Source organism: Parabacteroides merdae ATCC 43184 (genome assembly GCF_025151215.1).
Classification (GTDB): Bacteria; Bacteroidota; Bacteroidia; order Bacteroidales; family Tannerellaceae; genus Parabacteroides; species Parabacteroides merdae.
In genome coordinates this window covers 3,711,262-3,732,286 of the sequence record NZ_CP102286.1, presented here as the reverse complement: position 1 = coordinate 3,732,286, position 21,025 = coordinate 3,711,262, and the positions used below count along the sequence as shown (strand labels likewise).

Below are 21,025 nucleotides of genomic sequence, written 5' to 3'. Positions count from 1 at the left end.
GCAGGCTTTATATATCTGCCCTCCAAACAAGGAGTACAACAATATGAAAGAGATAATCAAATTAGAAAACATCAAGCGTGACTTCAAGGTCGGAGACGAAACGGTCCATGCCTTGCGTGGTGTCTCCTTCACGATCTACGAAGGCGAATTTGTCACCATCATGGGGACATCCGGCTCAGGAAAGAGTACCCTGCTGAACACGTTAGGTTGTCTGGATACACCGACCAGCGGAGAATATTACCTCGACGGCACATCGGTCCGCACGATGGGTAAGAACGCCCGCGCCACCTTGCGCAACCGCAAAATCGGGTTCGTCTTCCAGAACTACAACCTGCTGCCTAAGACGACAGCGGTCGAGAACGTGGAGCTTCCCTTGATGTACAATCCGTCCTACAGTGCAGCCGAACGACACAAGAAAGCAGTCGAATCGCTGATTGCCGTAGGTTTGGGCGACCGCCTGATGCATAAAAGCAACCAGATGTCCGGAGGACAGATGCAACGTGTCGCCATCGCCCGGGCGCTGGTAAACGACCCCGCCGTCATCCTCGCCGATGAAGCGACCGGAAATCTCGATACCCGTACCTCTTTCGAGATACTGGTTCTTTTCCAGAAACTGCATGCCGAGGGACGTACCATCATATTCGTGACCCACAACCCGGAGATCGCCCAGTACAGCAGCCGCAACATCACGCTGCGCGACGGGCATGTCACCTCCGACACGGTCAACCGGAATATCCTGAACGCGGCAGAAGCGTTGGCGCGGCTGCCGAAGAATGACGATTGATCTTGCCACCCTTCCGTGGGGGGCCCTTTATGCGAATACCGGAATCATCCGATACAAGCGGAAGGAGGCAAAGGTGTTTAAAGAATCACTTATAAAACAACAATAACAATGAACGGAACAAACCTAATAAAAATAGCCGTCCGGGCACTCGCCAATAACAAATTGCGCGGCTTCCTCACGATGCTGGGCATCATCATCGGCGTGGCCTCCGTGATCACGATGCTTGCCATCGGACAAGGCTCGAAGCGAAGCATACAGGCTCAGATCAGTGAGATGGGTTCCAACATGATCATGATACACCCGGGCGCCGACGTGCGTGGCGGTGTCCGGCAGGATGCCTCCGCGATGGAAACCCTGAAACTACAGGATTACGAAGACATTGTGGACGAAACACGCTTTGTCTCGGCCGTTTCTCCTTCCGTCAACAGCAGCGGGCAGGCGATCTACGGCGCCAACAACGCCCCGACCACGGTCTACGGCATCAGTCCCGACTATCTGGAGATACGGCGCTACAAAGTCGAGGACGGCGACATGTTCACCGAACAGGACATCCAGACAGCCGCCAAAGTATGCGTGGTCGGCAAGACCGTCGTCGACAACCTCTTCCCCGACGGCAGCAACCCGGTAGGCAAGGTCATACGTTTTCAGAAATTACCTTTCCGCATCGTAGGCGTGCTGGAAAGCAAAGGATACAACAGCATGGGAATGGACCAGGACGACCTAATCTTAGCTCCATACACAACTATTCAGAAAAAGGTCCTGGCCATCACCCATCTGCAAGGCATTACCTGTTCGGCCCTCAAGGAGGAATACACCGACCAGGCCATCGACGAGATTTCTGAAATACTCCGCCGCAACCATAAGTTGAAGGAAAGTGACGATGATGATTTTACCATCCGTAGTCAGCAGGAGTTGAGCACGATGTTGACAAGCACTACGGATATGATGACCGTGCTGTTGGCGGCTGTGGCGGGTATTTCGCTCCTCGTAGGCGGTATAGGGATCATGAATATCATGTACGTCAGCGTGACGGAGCGTACACGCGAGATCGGCCTCCGTATGAGTATCGGGGCAAAAGGCATCGACATCCTGGCACAGTTCCTGATCGAGTCCATCCTGATCAGTGTGACAGGCGGTTTGATAGGTGTAGTCTTTGGAGTGGGCGCGGCCCTTGTCGTGAACGGAGTCGCCCACTTTCCGATCTACATCCAGCCCTGGAGCGTCGTCCTCTCGTTCGCCGTATGTACCGTCACGGGTGTATTCTTCGGATGGTATCCGGCCAAAAAGGCAGCACAACTCGATCCGATAGAGGCGATACGTTACGAATAGCAGGCGGGAAGCATCGAGGGAAGAAGACGCTCTGCGTCAAGCATGCCTCATAGGTATGAGGCAACGTACCTCAAAGATATGAGGCAACTCACCTCATAGGTACGAGGCAATACACCTCATAGTGATGAGGCATGCTCGACGCAGAGCCTCTTCCATGACCGATGCCGCCTGGCGTTCGACAGAGAAACAACACTTCTTCCATGCCCGATGCTTCTCTGATATATAATAAACAGTATCTTTGCATAAATGGGAACAACAGAGACAATGCACACATTACCGGCTCCCCCCTTCAAAGGCATGGGGAAGCTGATCCATATCGCAGCCTGGGCCATCCTCTTCGGGCTGCCGTTCTTCTTCACCGGACGCGAGTCGCAGACGGTGACGGTCCTGAGCTACGTCCGCTCCATGATCGTCCCGCTGTCGTTCATGCTGGTGTTCTATGCCAACTATTTCGTGCTGATCGACCATTTCCTGTTCGCCAAGCGTCCCTGGAAGTTCTTGCTATGCAATGTCGTACTGATCGCTGCCTCGATGGGGGCCGTCCATCTGATGTTCGAACTGCTCCCGCATCCCGAATGGGAACATCCGAGGCCGGAAAGGGAATGGCAGGAGACGGTCGGTTTCTTCATGGTGAACGCCATGCTGTATATGCTGGTGGCAGGGCTAAGCGTCGCCATCAAGATGACCGGGAGCTGGTATCAGATGGAGTCGTCCCGCCGGGAGTTGGAGAAAAGCCGTGCCGAAGCAGAATTGCAGAATCTGAAGAGCCAGTTGAACCCCCATTTTCTCTTCAACACACTAAACAACATCTACAGTCTGATCGCTTTCAGCCCGGAAAGAGCGCAAGAAGCCGTGCACGACCTAAGCCGCCTGCTCCGCTACGTGCTCTACGACAGCAGCCAACCGATGGTTCCGTTAGAGAAGGAACTCGACTTTATCCGGAACTATGTGGAACTGATGCGTATACGCCTGCCGGAACATGTGAAACTGACCACCGACATATCGGCTGCCACACCAGAAACTCAGGTGGCGCCTCTCCTTTTCATCTCCCTGATCGAGAATGCTTTCAAGCATGGGGTAAGCCACAACAAACCTTCTTTTATCGACCTGAAGATTCACCAGGAAGGGACACGGATCGTCTGCTCTATCCGCAACAGCCACTTCCCGAAAGACAACGGACAGGACAAGAGCGGCTCCGGCATTGGGCTGCAGAATCTCAGCAGGCGGTTGGAATTGCTGTATCCGTCGCATCATATTTTCACGTACGGGCAAAAAGGGGACGAATATGTTTGCCTGTTAGAGTTGCAGACATAAGGATTTATTGTATTTTTGTCCGGTACATCAATACAACAAATTATGACGTTAACATGTGCAATCATCGATGATGAACCACTGGCCATCAGTCTGCTGGAAAGTTATGTGAACAAGACTCCGTTCCTCCGCCTCACGGCAAAGTTCAACAGTGCTCTCGAGGCTTTGCCCGTATTGAGCGCCCAGCCGGTAGAGCTGCTTTTCCTCGATATCCAGATGCCGGAACTGAGCGGCATGGAATTTTCTCGGATACTGGAGGCGGATACCCGCATCATCTTTACGACGGCTTTCGAACAGTATGCCCTCGACAGCTACAAGGTGAATGCCCTCGACTATCTGCTGAAACCGATCAGTTATCCGGATTTCCTCAAGGCGGCCAACAAGGCGTTGCAATGGTACGAGCATATGCAAGCGCCTGCGGCAGAGATCGAGTCGATCTTCATCAAGACTGAGTATAAGCAGGTACAGGTCGAACTGCGCAAAATACTCTATATCGAAGGGCTGAAAGACTATGTCAAAATTTTTATCGAGGATGAACCGCATCCCATCCTTTCACTGATGAGCATGAAGTCGCTGGAAGAGATGCTGCCGGCAAGCCGCTTTATCCGCGTACACCGTTCCTTTATCGTACAGCCTGAAAAGATCAAGGTGATCGAACGGAACCGGATCGTGTTCGGAAAAGAATATATCCCGATCTCCGACAACTACAAACCGAGGCTTGTCGAATTTCTGGCGCAACGGTCACTCAATTTCAATTGACAATGGACAATTAACTTTGTTAAAATGATACGGCGTAGCCCAATTCTCAATTAATTAAAAAAGTTGTAACAGCAACTTTTCCAAAGCCCTAGTCATCCGGCTCATCGGGCAAGAATAGTTATTCGAGAAAACGGCTACCGCATACGTCTTTCCATCTTTCGTGATATAGCCGGCATAGCTCCTGACACCCGTAATACCCCCGCTTTTCAGGCGGGCTTTTCCCTGCAACTTCGATCCTTTCAAGAAATTGCGCACTGATCCCTCTATCCCGGCTTGTGGTAAAGAGGCTATGAAAGCATCCGAAACAGCAGATTCCGTCGCCATATAGACCAACAGCTCTCCCATAAATCCGGCCGACACCTTATCTGCCGGAGCCAAGCCGCTGCCGTCGTTCATCCGGAGCGGAAAGACATCCAAACCTTTCTTCTCCCAATATTCTTTCACGACCTGCACACCACGACCGAACGAGGAGATCATCTCGTTCCTTCGCGGTTTGTATTGCAATCCGACCGTTTTGACCAAAGCATCCGCATATAGGTTATGGCTGACATGGTTGCATACGCTTGCTATCTCCCGCAGCGTGGGCGAATAGGTCGTGACAATCTCTTTCCTCTCTCCCTTCTTCCACCGGTTTTCCTCCACCTCGATACGGTAGCAGGAAGGGGACCCGTCCACCCGTATTCCCTTCTGCTGAAGCTGGTCCGTCAGATAGCGTGCCAAATATAAGGCAGGATCGGGGATATCTCCTTTCAAGACATACGCCTCCCGGTTCGCAGGCAGGACACCATACAAGTAGCGCACGTCATCGAGCGGAGCACCGATAATATAAGCGCTGTCCGAAGAAACCGGAGCGGCTTTCAGGTAGTTCTTAAACCGGATAAAAGGGATATCCGGCTCTGTCCCCTTCAAGACCGGCCGCGTCCCGGCAGCCCCAGTCTGCAAGGATAACTTATACATATTGTCGAAGATGGAAATACCATAACTTCCGGGGGCATAATAATTTCCCATATCTTCCCGGAGCCATTTAATAGAGACGCCTTCGGTGTCGAAAATGCTTTCGTCCGATATGACCGATCCTGTTATATGCTTGATGCCGGCTTTCTGCAAAGCAGCTATCCAGGTTGACAAAAACTTGTTCTGCCCCGGTGCGAAATGCGAAGAGCCCAAGGAGGGATCACCGCTTCCTTTTATATAGAGGTTTCCCTCCAACGTGCCGTTTTCCAGTATTCCGTCATATTCCAACGTGGTCGGATAGCGATAGTCTTCTCCCAATATCTCAAGCGCTGTCGCCGTGGCTACCGTCTTCAACACCGAAGCGGGCGATTGCAGCCGGTCCGTATCATAACTGTAGACCGTTCTTCCCTCCTGCACATCTTTCACTACCAGAGAAAAAGAGGCTCCCCGCATATAAGGGGCCTGCAATAACCATTTGACGGGGGCGGGAGTCTGTGCACCGGCAAGCAAATGAAGGCAAATCAACAGGCAAAGCAGTACTATTTTGTTTCGTATCATCCTTTCTATTCAACTTTATTTTATCTTTGCCATAAAGGCAAAGATAAGTCGGTTTGCATTATCTTTGCCTGCAAAGATAAGAATTTAATATGAACCCATTGTTTGATAAACCGTTCACATTCGACAGGGTGGCACGTATTCTGTTCGGCCTGGCTGTTATCAGTGGTATTATCTATCTGATCGCCGTCCTGCGAAATGCTTTGTTACCATTCCTGATTGCCTGGCTGCTGGCTTATATGATGCAGCCGTTCGTCAAGTTCTTCCAGTATAAAGTCAAGCTGAAAAGTCGTTTGCTGTCTATCCTGGCCGTTCTCGTGTCTACCCTTCTGGTGATCTCGCTGGTGGGTGTCGTGATCGTCCCCTCTGTCACCCAGGAGTTCAACCGGACTTTGGAACTGATGCAGGAACATAACAGCGGCTACGGACATATCCCGATGATTCCGCAGTCATGGGCAGAGTATCTGGAAAAGAATATCGACCCGGACCAGTTGGCACAGCTCCTGAGCAAAGAGAACATAGAAAAGGCGGTCAAACAGATCGCTCCCAAAATGTGGATCGTACTGACTAATACTTTCTCCATTCTGTTCAGTATTACGATCGTGTTTGTAATCTTCCTTTACTTCATCTTTATCCTGTTGGATTATGAACGGATTGTCAACGGTTGGATCCGCCTGATTCCCGAACGTTACCGCCCCTTTGTCCAAGGGTTAGCCGACGATGTCGAATATAGTATGAACCGCTACTTCCGCGGACAGTCATTGATTGCCTTATGTGTCGGCATCCTCTTCGCCATCGGATTTAAGATCGTCGGTTTCCCGCTGGCCGTTATCCTAGGGCTATTCATCGGTTTCCTCAACCTCATTCCTTATATGCAAACGATCGGTATCATCCCGATGATCTTGCTGAGTCTCCTCAAAGCTGCGGAGACCGGAGAAAACTTTTGGCTGATCTTCGGATCGGGAATTCTCGTCCTTTGCATCGTGCAGTGCATACAAGACTTGTATCTCACTCCCCGCATTATGGGAAAGGCTATGGGACTGAATCCGGCCATCATCCTTCTTTCTTTATCCATTTGGGGAACTTTATTAGGTTTTATCGGCTTAATCATCGCTCTCCCCCTGACAACTCTCTTTCTCTCTTATTATAAACGTTTTATACTTATGGAAGAAGACCAGTCTCTTGTAGAGAAGCACGAGTTGTCAAAGGTCCAAAAGAAAAAAACATTCCCAAAAGAATAAAAAAACTTGCATCAGCTATTGCATATATAAAAAAAAGCCCTACCTTTGCACCCGCATTACAGAAGTAACGCACAGAATGATTCGCTAGCTCAGCAGGTAGAGCACATCCCTTTTAAGGATGGGGTCCTGGGTTCGAACCCCAGGCGGATCACCAAAGAAGGTCTTCAGTCTTGAAGACCTTTTCTTTTTTTACATAGTTCGAAATTAATTTTGTAACATCATTTTATGGCTAGACATACATTCGCCACCGTCGCGCTAGCCAACAGGATTTCAATGGAATCTGTTGTGAAAATGCTCGGACATACAGACATCAGGACAACAAAATATACACGAGGATTTTGGACCAGACCGTTTCCGAAGAAATGAAAGGGATAAGAAGCAAATTCTCGATCCGACAAAGGCTGAAGGACAAACGGACCACATTTGAAATCGCCCGTCTCAAGTACAATCATCCCATGAAATGATTGCACTTGAGATTAGAGAGCATATTAACAGGGCATTTGTTCTCACTTTTCATTTATTCTATTTGTCCAATGCAGTTCTTGTCTTACTTTCCGTCTTGTTTAGAGAATAACAAAGAGAATAGGCTGTTATTTTTTATTTAAAATATAATGCTCAGCCAAAAGACTTTGACTAATGGTTCCTTCTTTATCGGACAGCATTACTTGTCTATTATTTAGCATTCTATAATAGGTCTTTTCTCCTGAAGAAGGAGTGACTAATTCCATTATTGAATCCCCTATTATATGATATATACCACTAGTTTCAAATGTTGCATCTTCCCTCCCTATGTATTCGCTCTTCAAGGTATAGGTTTTATCTTCATTTATAACTAATATCGTTTTTATGCCTTCACAATCTGCTGCAGGAAGAGTTCCCTCATAAGTTCCAAATAAATTAGAAGTATGGGCTTGGCTTTCTGTTTTTATTTCGCGGTTCTTAATTGGGGCATTATTCTTCTGAGAAGAATTACAACTGATCATGACAACCCCAAATATAGCCCATAAAAAAATCATTTTCATAAAAAATCCTTTCTTTTTTAGTTATTATCAATATATCTGTATCATATCTCATTTTTTCGACTTTTCTCTAATATAGAATCAGTTAAACAGTATTTGGATACATTCAAATACTGTTTAACTGATTGCCACAAATATAATACATATATCTTTATTGCATTATTATTTTTTAATCCTATCTGCAAAATGTACGATGAAAAAATGGGGGGAATGGGTAGACTGCCAAGAAACCTGCCATCTACTTGACATAAGTCTCCGTACCCAGCAAACGCTCCGTAACAATAAGTGCTTCAGACGTTTGCAGACATACTACTTGTAATAATGCTTGAAACAGACGATATTTATGCTTGTTTCGAACTTACGTTATATTATGATTTTAGAACAAGAGTATTTTATTTTGTTCCAACAAAGTTTTAAGTTAATATGTAAATTTGCAAGCACATAATAATAAATAACATGTCTGAAATTGCACCTCTAATTTCCGACCTGGCAGTTATATTAATTGCTGCGGGAATAATTACATTGGTTTTTAAATGGTTGAAACAACCTGTCGTTTTGGGGTATATTGTTGCCGGTATTATTGCCGGACCTGCCGTACCTTATATACCAACAGTATCCGATCCTGCCAATATAAAAATATGGGCAGACATAGGCGTTATATTTCTTTTATTTGCCATGGGGTTAGAATTCTCTTTCAAGAAGTTGATGACTGTAGGAGGCACAGCCGTTATTGCATCTATAACCATAGTTTCCGGAATGATGTTTCTAGGCTATGCAGCAGGAAACGCACTTGGCTTCTCACATATAAGCAGCATATTTTTAGGGGGTATGCTTTCTATGTCATCCACGGCAATTGTATTCAAGGCATTTGATGACATGGGACTTCGAGGGCAAAAATTTACCGGAGTTGTATTGGGTGTTTTAGTTGTCGAAGATTTAGTTGCCGTTGTTCTGATGGTCTTGCTTTCGACTTTAGCAGTCAGCCAGCAAGTTGAAGGAATGGAAATGTTGAAAAGCATTCTAAAGCTAGGAGCGTTTCTTATATTTTGGTCATTACTCGGAATCTATCTTATTCCAAGTTTTCTAAAAAAGGTCAAACCGTTTCTTAACGACGAAACCTTATTGATCATAGCATTAGGATTCTGTCTGGGTATGGTTATGATTGCGACTAAAGCTGGATTCTCCTCTGCACTTGGAGCCTTCGTCATGGGATCATTATTAGCGGAAACTATTGAGGCCGAAAAGATAGAAAAGCTGGTAAAACCAGTAAAAGATCTGTTTGCTGCCATATTTTTTGTCTCTGTAGGTATGATGATACAACCGGACTTATTAATCGAATACCTTATCCCAATCTGTATCTTAACCATATTGGTAATCGTCGGACAAGTCTTTTTCGGAAGCCTTGGCATCCTTTTGTCCGGACAATCTTTGAAGATAGCCCTGCAATCAGGATTCTCCCTGACTCAAGTAGGTGAATTCGCGTTCATTATTGCTTCATTGGGAGTTAGCTTGAAAGTAACGGACGATTATCTGTATCCTGTTATTGTCGCTGTATCGGTTGTTACAACATTTCTTACTCCTTATATGATCCGTTTGGCAATTCCGACCTATCAATTGATCGAAAATCATTTGCCTTCATCTGTAAAACTAATGTTGAACCGCTATTCTTCCGGGTCCAACACTGTCAAACATAAAAGTACATGGAATAAGTTGTTGAAATCTATGTTACTGGATGTAATACTATATACAGTATTGACAATATTCAGCATCATCCTATTTTTCACTTATATAAATCCGATTATTCGCGAAAACATATCTGGAATCAAAGGGGCTTTATTGAGCTTATCTATTATTCTGGCTGTTATATTGCCTTTCCTTTGGGCCATCATTATGAAAAAGAATCATTCTCCTGAATTTCAGAAATTATGGAATGACAGCAAATATAACCGGGGGCCATTGGTTTCTCTGATAGCAATAAAGATACTCCTTTGCGCAAGTATCCTAATGCCGGTTATAGTTCATATATTAAACGTGGCATCCGGTGTCGGATTTATTGTTACCCTGTTGATATTGGCAATGATTATCTTATCCAAAAAACTGAAAAAGCGTTCTCTCTCAATCGAAAAAAGATTTATTGATAATTTCAACGGGAAAACAAATGGATCAAACATTGAAAGCCCTTTGACCGACAAAATTCTGGAATCTTTACCTTTCAATGATTTGCACTTGATTGATTTCACTGTTGACCAAGCGTCTTCCCTTGTCGGTCGGAGTTTGAAAGAGGTCAACTTCCGCCAACAATATGGAATAAACGTCGTTTCTATCATTCGAGGTGAACAACAAATCAATATACCAAAAGGTGAGGAACGCCTTTACCCTTTTGACAAGATCATAATTGTTGGAACAGATGAAGAATTGGATATCTTCCAAGGAATAATGCAAAAACAGGAAAAAGAACATAGAGATCGGTTGACACAAAGCACCAATAAAAATATAAAAATAGAGCAATTCAATATTGAACCGGGATCTCAGTTGATCGGTCAGTCAATTCAACAGTCTGGCATTCGGGAAAAGAACGCATGTCTAATCTTGGGTATCGAACGGGACGGGAGACCGATAATGAATCTTTCATCCCAAACAGTTTTCGAGGAAAACGATAGCGTATGGGTTGCCGGAGAATATCGTCAAATTGTCCAATTAAGCGAAGATTCAAGTTCCAATTAAGTTTGTTAGTCAAAGTACAAAATAAGTATTAAGCAGAAATTAAGGATTACGTTTACCTCTTTTAGGATACCAAAGCATAATCCCCGGACTGTATTATGACCTACATATGGTTGTTAAAAGCCGTCATATGCTTTTGGAGTTACAACAATATCCTCTTCTGTTGCGACAACGACTTTAGCATCTATAAAGTTATATCGTCTATTCAAATAATATCTTATATTTTCTTCTTGTCATATAAAGATAACAGGATTGTCGATTAGACCGCAAGTATAATGCGGAAACTGTCACAAGGTGGAATCAGTGGATTGAAATGGCAACACTCAAAATCGATTTGATAATCAGTCATGTTATAAATAACATTCAGATTCCAGACGGATCACTGAAAACAAAAGAAAAAGCAAGGGGATGTGTCAAAACTAAGGCACATCTTCTTTTTAACGAACAAGTTACAAATTAACAGTTCAAAGATTGAAAAATAAAGTTTTCAAACAATCTAAAGGAGGAAAAAGATATTGCTTTCTTTTCATTCAGACTTACTAATATTTATGTATAATATTCATCAGTTCTTTAGCATAAACCGTTTGTTTAAACTATAAGTACGCTGTAAATGGAGATCATCTCATTTACAGCGGATGAGATTTATTACAGTTATTCTAAAAATAGACGGATTTTAGATATTTATATCTCTATCAATAATGTTAAACTTATGGTTCTGAAATAGCTGAATCTTGAATTTTAACCATATAATGGAATATCATGAATAGATTTTGAACACATTTGAATAAAATTTCATCTTCTCATAATGTCTAAAACATGTTACTTTGTCATAAAATTTTACCATAAAACATCTATAAATGGAAAAACTTGTATCACGAAGTCTTATGCTTATTCTAATCGGAATGGCCACAGCCCAAAATATACAGGCTGGGGAAAGAATGAGCATGCCAACTTCATTTAAAAAACAAACAACTGGTTTGTCTCATGTATCACAACAAACAATTTCTGTGAAAGGAAATGTCAGAGACCAGTCAGGAGAACCAATGGCCGGAGTCAATGTTATTGTAGAAGGGACTACCATCGGAACCATGACAGACAGTAATGGGAACTTTACTTTAAACGTGCCGTCTACTTCTATCAAAATCAAGTTCTCATATATTGGATATGAGGATCAGATTGTCTTGATTAAAAATAATCGCAATCTGAACATCACTTTAAATGAGAATTCCGAAATGTTGGACGAAGTCCAGATTATTGGATATGGAACACAAAAGAAAATTACAGTCACGGGGGCTGTATCTTCCGTTGGAACTAAAGATATTTTGAAATCACCTGTTCCAAATGTTGCACAAGCATTGACTGGTAAAGTTCCTGGATTATCAACTATTCAATATTCCGGTCAACCTGGAGCTGATGATCCTGCTATATTCGTACGTGGTATAGGTTCCCTTGATGCTAAAAGAGCTGCACCATTAGTTATGGTCGATGGTGTCGAGCGCTCTTTTTTTCGTCTTGATCCCAACGAAATTGAAAATATAACCGTGCTGAAGGATGCTTCTGCAACAGCCGTATTTGGTGTTCGTGGGGCAAATGGGGTCATTTTAGTAACTACGAAACGAGGAGAAGAAGGTAAAGCTCAAATATCTGTATCGACATCAGCCAGTTTGCAAAAGCCGATCCGGCTTTATGAATATGCCAACAGTTATGACTACGCTGTTGCATTTAACGAGAAACTGACAAACGATGGAGCCAGTCCTGTATTTGGCGAGAAGATCTTGGATGCTTTCAAAAATCATACAGATCCTTTACTTTATCCGGATATGGACTGGATGGAACTTATCCTAAAACCAACATCTTTTCAGTCTCAGCATAACTTGAGCATATCAGGTGGAACCGACCGTGTACGTTATTTTACTTCTGTAGGTATTTTGACACAAAACGGTCTGTTTCGATCTTTCGATGCTGGATATAATTCTAATTTTACTTACAACAGATATAACTATCGTGCAAATCTAGACATCGATGTGACACGTTCCACTCTATTAAAAATCAATTTAGGAGGTCGTCTTGAAGATACTAAAGAACCTAATACTAAAAGCAACCTTTTTACATTCTTGACAAGAGTCACTCCGTTCGGAGGAGCCGGACTTTATGATGGTAAATGGATACATACAAGTCCGGATAACATCGGTTGGGACAAAGGAGCCTTGGAAAATGCCGATCCATTTGAATGTTTTTTCGGGAAAGGATATAACCAACGTATTTATAACGAAATCAATTTGGACCTTTCTTTGCAGCAAAAGTTGGATTTTTTGACTAAAGGGCTATCTCTTAATATAAAAGGTTCTTATAATAGCGGCTATACACATAGGAAAAACCGTTACAAAGAAATCCCCTATTACACTGCGCATAGAGATCCGGAAACCAATGAATTATTCTTCCGAAAATTCCGTGAAGAAAGCCAGTTGTATTTTGAGGAATCTACTGATCGTGGGCGAAATTGGTATTTGGAAGGTAGTTTGAACTATGATCGCAAATTTGGGAAACATCAAGTTGGTGCTTTGATTTTGTATAATCAGTGGCGTGACCAATATCCAGATCCAGCTCAATTCGACTATGTTAGTATTCCTCGCGGATATGTAGGTTTGGTCGGACGAGCTACCTATAATTTTGACAATCGTTATATGGTTGATTTTAACGTAGGTTATAATGGTTCGGAAAATTTTGCGCCAGGACATCGATATGGAATTTTTCCAGCTTTTTCTGCCGGCTGGATTCTTTCTGAAGAAAAGTTCATGAAAAATCAGTCTTTTATAAACTACTTAAAAATTAGAGGATCATATGGAATAGTCGGAAATGACCTGATGAATACTAAATCACGCTTTTTCTATTTGCCTGATGCTTACAATCCTTATGGAACAAGTTATAATTTCGGAGTGGACGTTTCTGGAAATCGTGACGGAGCAACCGAGTTACAAATGGGGAATCCTCTTGTCTCTTGGGAAAAAGCAGGAAAGCAAAACTACGGTTTGGATTTTTCAATATTGGATGAGCATTTATCTGGATCTTTTGATTATTTCATCGAGAAACGTCACGATATCCTTACAACACGCAATACAGCTCCGAATTTTATAGCTATAACAATGCCTGTTGTTAATATTGGCAAAGTTGATAACAAAGGATTCGAGTTGGTTCTGAAATGGAATCACTCCATAGGAGACTTTAAATACTGGATCAATGGAAACCTCTCATATGCAAAAAATAAAATTGTCTATAAGGATGAGATACCACACAAGTATCCTTGGTTATATGAAACAGGACAATCCGTTGGACAACCTTTCGGTTTTATCTTTGACGGTTTTGTAACAGAAGCTGATCTTGAATCCGGGAAGCTTCCGGATCATAAGCTCGACCTAAAGCCTGGGGACGCCAAATATAAAGATTTGAATGGTGATAATATAATTGACGACAATGATCAGTGCCCCATTGGTAATCCTATATACCCGCAATTGACTGCAGGCATCACCGCTGGATTTGAATATAAAGGATTCGACTTCAGTATGCTTTGGGCAGGTAGCGGAAAGGTGTCACGCTTTATAAGTGCTGGGTTACGTGTTCCTTTCGGCGGTGGAAATTACGGGCTGTTACAATATATGATTGATGACCATTGGACACCGGAAACCGCAGAAACAGCTAAAACACCTCGTTTTTCAGGTGCAGCGAATGCGAATAATTACACTCGAAATTCAACCCTTTGGCTAAAGGATGCTTCCTATATCCGTCTGAAAAATGTTCAAATCGGATATACGTTCAAGGGGGAGTGGATGAAAAAGATTCATTTGAAAAATATGCGTATTTACGCTTCTGGCGAAAATTTACTGACATTTGATCATTTGAAAATAGCAGATCCGGAAGCAACTGACGACAAACAGTTTCAATATCCTCTTCAGATGATTTTTAATATTGGTCTTAATCTTAATTTTTGATATTGTTGAATATGATACGAATAAATATTAAACATATATTTGTCCTTGCAGGATTTATCGGTTCTTTCCTGTCTTGTCAGGATTTAAAATTTGGAGATGACTTCTTAGAAAAAGCTCCTTCCAATGATGTCGATATCGATGTAATTTATTCTAATGCGCAATATGCACGGACAGCCCTTTGGAGTGCGTATGCCACATTGCATTATGGTCTGAACTTAGGTAATCAAGGTAATCAACTGATGGGCTCAGATCCTCTGGATTGCCTGACCGACCTTGTTTATTCCAATGTTTGGACTGATGGTGTATCAGGAGCTGCTATACATTATAATGGCACTTATTCTGCCGATTATGAAAATAATGGCTATTCATCCAAATACAGCTACTATCAAAGACCTTGTTGGTTAGGCATTCGTCGCGCATGGTTGTTTATTGAAAATGTAGACCGAGTTCCTGATATGAAAGAGGCTGAAAAACAGCGTTTAAAAGCAGAAGCAAAAGTTATTATCGCTATGCACTATTGTGATTTGTTTCGCCATTATGGAGGGGTACCGATTGTGGACCATGCATACACAGCGAATGAAGATATGCAAAAAGAAAGAGGTACTGTACAGGAAACGCTTGATTTTATTGTAAATCTATTGGATGAGGCAGCAGATGTATTGCCCTGGGCTATGTCTGCTGCTGAAAACCGAGAATGGGAAGGACGATTAACAAAAGCATCGGCAATGGGGCTAAAGGCACGTATCCTATTGTTTGCTGCCAGCCCATTGTTTAACAGTTCAGAACCATATATGCCAGGTGAAGCAGCGGATAAACGTTTGATGTGGTTTGGAAGTTATAAACCTGAACTATGGACACAAGCATTGGCAGCTCATAAAGCATTTTTCGATGAATTGAATAAGAATGGACAATATGGTTTAGTCTATAAATCGGATCCCAGACAAGCGTTTCGTTCCGGTTATCTTGATCGGGGTACAGGAGAAGCAATCATTGCTACACATTATGGTTATACCGTACCTGATTATTGGACTTGGGGATGGAGCTATTATGAAACAGCCGGTGATGCCGGTACTGCCTGTGGGACACAGGAACTTGTTGATATGTTTCCAATGATAGATGGTTTACCTATCACAGAAAGTAAATTATATGATCCGAAACACCCGTATGAACAACGTGATCCCCGCTTATATGAAACAGTAGTTGTAAATGGAGACAAATATTATGGAGGTATTGCTGAAATATATGTAGGAGGTAAACATTATCAAGACTTTGAAGGATCATATGGAGCATTCATGTCCGGTTATCGCCCACGTAAATTCATCCTCGATGGTGGTGGCGGTCCTTTGTTTGAATGGCCTGCAGAGATATCCGGAAAAGTGGTTCAATGGCCTTATTTAAGATTACCTGAGTTGTATTTGGGATATGCTGAAGCTATTTGCCAGACAAACGGGGACATGGCACTAGCTTATGAATGTGTCAATAAATTGCGTGATCGCGTTAATATCGGTCATTTGAAAGCGGGATTGAACAAAAAGGATTTTCTGGAAACACTGATGAACGAACGGGTTTGCGAATTTGCTTATGAAGAAGTCAGATGGTTTGATATGATTCGTTATAAGCGGGTGGATATCTTCCAAAAAACTCCACACCGAGTTGTTATTACTAAGGATCCGGAAACCAGCGAGTTCAAGTATGAATATAAATTATTCAAACCGGCTGAAAATGGAGAACTTAGACAATGGGCAAATCCTGGGAAATTCTCCCCTAAATGGTATTTAAGTGCATTTCCCAGTAATGAAATCAACAAATCGTACGGATTGATTCAAAATCCGGGATGGTGATGCTAACCAGTCATTAATACAAAATCAGAATAATAAAATGAGGAATAAATTAATAACCATCATATCACTACCTGTTTTATGCATTGCTTCTGTCTGGGCACAAGAAAAAACGACAGGATCTGATATGTTACAATTTGATGAAACGACCATTTCTGCTTCTACTGTCAGTGGGAAGGAATTGATGAAACGTTCGAATATTAATCCCGCCAATGCACTCTACGGGAAACTCAACGGATTGTTTATCCGCCAAAACGGAGAGTATGGGGATGGAGAAGGATATCCAAGCATGAATATCCGAGGAATCGGTTCGCTTAATAACAATTCGATACTTGTTTTTGTCGATGGTTTGGAGCGTGATATAAATTCACTGGTTCTAGAGGAAATTGAGGAAATAACGATCCTCAAAGATGCTGCTGCTTTGGCTCCATACGGAATTAGAGGAGCTAACGGGGTAATCTTGGTGAAAACCAAACGAGGGAAAAAAGGTAAAACTGACATTCATGTTTCCTATCAGCATAGCGTCACTACACCTGTACGATTACCCCAAATGGCTGATGCCGCCACTTATGCCGAAGCGGTTAATGAGGGTTTGGCAAACGAAGGTCTGGCTCCCAGATATACCCAACAAGAAATTGAAGCTTATAGAAGTGGAAAATATCCAATCTTATTCCCTAATGTAGACTGGTTTAATGAAACGTTACGGGATCATGGGCAGCGAGATCAAGTGAATTTCACTGCAAGCGGAGGATCCAACCGGATCAGATATTATTCGATGATTAATTTCATATCGGATAGAGGATTGTTAAAGAATACGGATCAAGGAAGCTATTCCACTCAGTTAGCCAATTCGATACTCAACGTACGTACAAACTTGGATATAGACATAACATCGTCTACCCAGGTAAAGGTTAATTTGTCTGGTAAGCTGAAAGAAAAATATTCTCCTGGCAGTATTTCAGATGGAGTGCTCATGGAAACCCTATATGCTTTGCCTGCTAATGCATATCCTGTCAGGAGCCATAACGGTATTTGGGGGGGATCAAACATGTATCCGAAGAATCCGGTTGCCGAGTCATCATCGACAGGATATACCACATCTCATGCCCGTACATTATTGGCGGATCTGACATTGACACAAGATCTGGAAGCTTTGGCTCCAGGGTTGTCAGCAGAATTCCGTATTGGTTTTGATGCCTATTCAGAGACATGGGATGCTCGTTCAAAACAATATTTGTATGAGTCCAATATTGCGCATTTAGACAATAGTGGTATTCCAACCGATACGGTAAACACCCAATATGGAAAGGAGGAAAAACAGTTAGGATTCAACAGTTGGCTGAACAATCAGAACAGACATTCCAATATTCAATTTGCTTTGAATTACCAGAAAGATTTTTCCCAAAGCAATTTGTTCGCTTCTATTCGTTATAAGCAGGATAAAAATGTTTATCTCGGTCAATATAATACGTATATGCATCAAGACGTCATCGCTTCAGGCCATTATGGCTTATTGAACAAATACTATTTGGACTTTAGTATCGCTGCTTCAGGGACCAGTCGTTTACCAAAAGCCAATCGTTGGGGAGTATTTCCTGCAATTTCCGGAGCTTGGCTACTTAATAAAGAGTCTTTTTTGAACAATATCGATTGGTTAGACCTGCTTAAATTACGGCTTTCTTACGGATTAACAGGGAGCGATGACGTTTGGAAAAATATGGACAAATATCCTTTTGGAGGAGGTGGAGGTTTTGTTTTCGGTGATGACTTCATTGCAAATGGAGGCATTACGGAAGGACAATTGCCAAGTTTGAATGCGACATTCGAAAAAAGTAGTAAAGCGAATATCGGAGTTGATATACGAATATTGGACTTGATAGACTTCAATGTAGAAAGCTATTACGATCATCGATATGATATTATGGTTGCAGATGGCAACATTACTTCCGGTTTCTTTGGAGCTACGGCTTCCAACTCTCCAAGTGGCATTGTTAATAATTATGGCGTGGAAGTCGGTATGAACGTAGGCAAGCAGATGAAGGATTTCTTTTTTAATGTCAATGCTCAACTGGCATTCGCTAGAAACAAGATTGTAAACATGAACGAGGCTTTTAAACCTTACGATTACCTAAAATCGACCGGCAGACGTTTAGGGCAATTTTACGGGTTGGAAGCTATAGGGTTCTTCAAAGATCAGGCAGATATTGATAATAGTCCGATACAAACATTCTCAACTGTATATCCAGGAGACTTGAAATATAAAGATCAGAATGGTGATAATCGGATAGATGAATTGGATGTGGTACCGATGGGATATAATACGATCTGCCCGGAATTATTCTATTCAATGGGATTCGATTTCGAATATAAAGGATTAGGAATCAATGCCCAGTTTCAAGGTGCCAGCCATTATACCGTACAACGCAGCCTAAGTTGCTTTTATGCTCCCCTAATGAATAATCAGACTATTTCAGAACATTATCTGGAAAATTGCTGGAGATCAGGAAAAGACAATACAGATGCTATATACCCGCGTCTTACAACGACAGAAAGTGCAAATAACTATCGTGGAAATTCCGTATTCATGAAAAATATTTCTTTTTTAAAACTACGCTCAGCAGAAATTTATTACAAGTTGCCTGAAAGTTGTATAAAGCCTTTACGCTTACGTGAATTCAAGTTGTTTGCTAAAGGTATGGACCTCTTTTCCATAGACAACGTAAATGAAACAGATCCGGAAGTAATTTGGTCTACTTACCCTGCGCAACGTTCTGTGCATTTTGGTTTTGATCTCGCATTCTAATGTTTATCATAAAAATAAAAAAGATGAAAAATAAATTATTGATATTTAGCATATTGATTCTTTGTACCAGTTCTTGTAATTATCTGGAATATGATGAATCGGATTTCTTGGAAAAAGATGCAGTATTCTCTAGTTTCCAATATACCCGGGATTTCCTAACTAATATATACTCTTATGTTCCTGCCGCATTTGGTACGATTGGTGGAGATGCATTACGTTCTGCAGCATGTGACGAAGCTGTTTATGTTGACAAACTGTCACCTGTACATAGTTTCAACAATGGTGCCTGGAGTGCTATTAATACTTTGGATGATCGATGGAATTATTTTAGGGGGATACGAGCTGTGAATATGTTTCTTCAAGAAGTTGAAGGACAGGAATTCGATGAATTGAAGCATAACGAAGATTATGAGGATATCATGGCACAGTTCAAGTATTATCCATACGAGGCAAGATTCTTACGTGCCTATTTTTATTTTGAATTGGCTAAACGTTATGGTGATATTCCTCTTATTACGACTTTGCTTTCTGAAGAAGAAGCCAACATGCAAAAAAGGACGTCATTCGATGAGGTTATTCAGTTTATCGTAGATGAATGTGACGCGATTGCTCCTCATTTACCTATCAGTTACAAAGAACTGATAAAAAGCGAAACAGGGCGTGCAACAAGAGGCGCAGCAATGGCTTTGAAATCAAGAGCTTTACTATATTCAGCAAGTCCATTGTTCAATAAGTCCGGCAATATAGACAAGTGGAAGTCTGCTGCACGTGCCGCTGCAGATGTCATCGAAAAAGCTTGGGATTTCGGTTACATGCCGTTACCGGATTTATGGAGTCTTTGGAATAATAACTATTCTAATAATAATGAACTTATTTTTGGAGTAATGCAACGGGAAGATAACTGGTTTGAACGGGTTAACTTTCCTATAGGTATCGAAGGTGGTGGTAATACGGGACATTGCCCAACAGAAAACTTAGTCGAATCGTATGAAATGCAGGCAAGTGGATTGCCGGTTGCACCTGATGCAGGCTATGAACATATGGATCCAAGCTATAATTCACAGAATCCATATGAAGGAAGGGATCCCCGTATGTATGAATTGGTGGCCCAAAACGGAGCTTGGTGGGTATATGATGAGCAAGTAGAATGTTGGTACGGAGGAAGAAGTGGAAAGCCACAAAAAAATGCAACGGTTACAGGATACTACTTAAGAAAATATGTAGACGGAAGCACCAGTTTGAAAAGCGAATTCGTGACAAGCAAACGACATGTATGGAATATTATGCGTTACAGCGAGATCTTGTTAAATTTTGCGGAAGCTATGGTTGAAGCATATGGAGACCCTAACTATAAAGATGGATATCCGATGTCGGCTAAAGAAGCTGTAGATATTGTAAGAAGCCGTGTACATGTGGACATGCCACCATTTCCAAATAATCTGACTTTAAATGAGTTTAAAGCCAAGTTAAGAAATGAACGTAGAGTCGAACTTTCATTTGAAGATCATCGTTTTTGGGATATTCGCCGTTGGAAGATTGCAGATCAGACAACAGACATATATGGAGTTGACATTACAAAAAAAGAAGATGGCTCATTCAGTTACAAAAAAGTTTTGGTAGAGAAAAGAATATTTAAAGACTGTATGTATCTGTATCCGATTCCACAATCGGAGAGGTATATTAATCCGGAATTGGAACAAAATCCAGGATGGTGAACCGTATCCC

Annotated in this window: 12 protein-coding genes and 1 tRNA gene; 11 read left to right on the top strand and 2 right to left on the bottom strand. The window is 42.3% G+C overall.

The genetic code is table 11. From position 1 onward, the window contains the following. Positions 1 to 43: 43 nt before the first annotated feature. The 4 genes from NQ542_RS15235 to NQ542_RS15220 all read left to right on the top strand — a co-directional run bounded on the left by NQ542_RS15235 (position 44) and on the right by NQ542_RS15220 (position 4,183). Entirely contained in the window at positions 44 to 784 is a 741-nt protein-coding gene (locus NQ542_RS15235) for an ABC transporter ATP-binding protein (protein WP_005635464.1), read from the top strand. 108 nt (positions 785 to 892) lie between these two features. Further along, positions 893 to 2,113 (top strand): ABC transporter permease, encoded by a 1,221-nt coding sequence (locus NQ542_RS15230; protein ID WP_005635460.1) that lies wholly within the window; start codon positions 893 to 895, stop codon positions 2,111 to 2,113. A gap of 264 nt (positions 2,114 to 2,377) precedes the next feature. Continuing rightward, positions 2,378 to 3,427, top strand: coding sequence for a sensor histidine kinase (locus tag NQ542_RS15225; RefSeq protein WP_039849810.1), 1,050 nt, complete (start codon positions 2,378 to 2,380; stop codon positions 3,425 to 3,427). Between the two features lie 42 nt (positions 3,428 to 3,469). Beyond that, positions 3,470 to 4,183, top strand: coding sequence for a LytR/AlgR family response regulator transcription factor (locus tag NQ542_RS15220; RefSeq protein ID WP_005635454.1), 714 nt, complete (start codon positions 3,470 to 3,472; stop codon positions 4,181 to 4,183). Positions 4,184 to 4,237: 54 nt separating this feature from the next. On the opposite strand, the gene dacB is transcribed toward NQ542_RS15220, so the two are convergent. Further along, entirely contained in the window at positions 4,238 to 5,695 is a 1,458-nt protein-coding gene (gene dacB, locus NQ542_RS15215) for a D-alanyl-D-alanine carboxypeptidase/D-alanyl-D-alanine endopeptidase (protein WP_005635453.1), read from the bottom strand. Positions 5,696 to 5,784: 89 nt separating this feature from the next. Between dacB and NQ542_RS15210 the strand changes: the two genes are divergently transcribed. Together NQ542_RS15210 and NQ542_RS15205 are read left to right on the top strand one after the other, a co-directional pair. After that, positions 5,785 to 6,933, top strand: a complete 1,149-nt coding sequence (locus NQ542_RS15210) for an AI-2E family transporter (RefSeq protein WP_005635451.1) — start codon at positions 5,785 to 5,787, stop codon at positions 6,931 to 6,933. Positions 6,934 to 7,011: 78 nt separating this feature from the next. Next, a tRNA-Lys gene (locus NQ542_RS15205) sits at positions 7,012 to 7,087 on the top strand. 436 nt (positions 7,088 to 7,523) lie between these two features. Here the strand turns inward: NQ542_RS15205 and NQ542_RS15200 are convergent. After that, positions 7,524 to 7,955 carry a copper resistance protein NlpE gene (locus NQ542_RS15200; protein WP_005635446.1) on the bottom strand — a complete coding sequence of 144 codons (432 nt, stop codon included), beginning with the start codon at positions 7,953 to 7,955 and terminating at the stop codon, positions 7,524 to 7,526. A 453-nt stretch (positions 7,956 to 8,408) separates the two neighbouring features. Here NQ542_RS15200 and NQ542_RS15195 point away from each other — a divergent pair, with 453 nt between their 5' ends. The 5 genes from NQ542_RS15195 to NQ542_RS15175 all read left to right on the top strand — a co-directional run bounded on the left by NQ542_RS15195 (position 8,409) and on the right by NQ542_RS15175 (position 21,015). Continuing rightward, positions 8,409 to 10,676, top strand: coding sequence for a cation:proton antiporter domain-containing protein (locus NQ542_RS15195; RefSeq protein ID WP_005635442.1), 2,268 nt, complete (start codon positions 8,409 to 8,411; stop codon positions 10,674 to 10,676). A gap of 854 nt (positions 10,677 to 11,530) precedes the next feature. Further along, positions 11,531 to 14,659 carry a SusC/RagA family TonB-linked outer membrane protein gene (locus tag NQ542_RS15190; RefSeq protein ID WP_005635433.1) on the top strand — a complete coding sequence of 1,043 codons (3,129 nt, stop codon included), beginning with the start codon at positions 11,531 to 11,533 and terminating at the stop codon, positions 14,657 to 14,659. Positions 14,660 to 14,670: 11 nt separating this feature from the next. Continuing rightward, positions 14,671 to 16,500: a RagB/SusD family nutrient uptake outer membrane protein gene (locus tag NQ542_RS15185; RefSeq protein ID WP_005635431.1), complete on the top strand. Its 1,830-nt coding sequence runs from the start codon at positions 14,671 to 14,673 to the stop codon at positions 16,498 to 16,500. Between the two features lie 37 nt (positions 16,501 to 16,537). Next, positions 16,538 to 19,300 (top strand): SusC/RagA family TonB-linked outer membrane protein, encoded by a 2,763-nt coding sequence (locus NQ542_RS15180; RefSeq protein WP_005635428.1) that lies wholly within the window; start codon positions 16,538 to 16,540, stop codon positions 19,298 to 19,300. Positions 19,301 to 19,323: 23 nt separating this feature from the next. Then, positions 19,324 to 21,015, top strand: a complete 1,692-nt coding sequence (locus NQ542_RS15175; protein ID WP_005651377.1) for a RagB/SusD family nutrient uptake outer membrane protein — start codon at positions 19,324 to 19,326, stop codon at positions 21,013 to 21,015. Positions 21,016 to 21,025 lie beyond the last annotated feature (10 nt).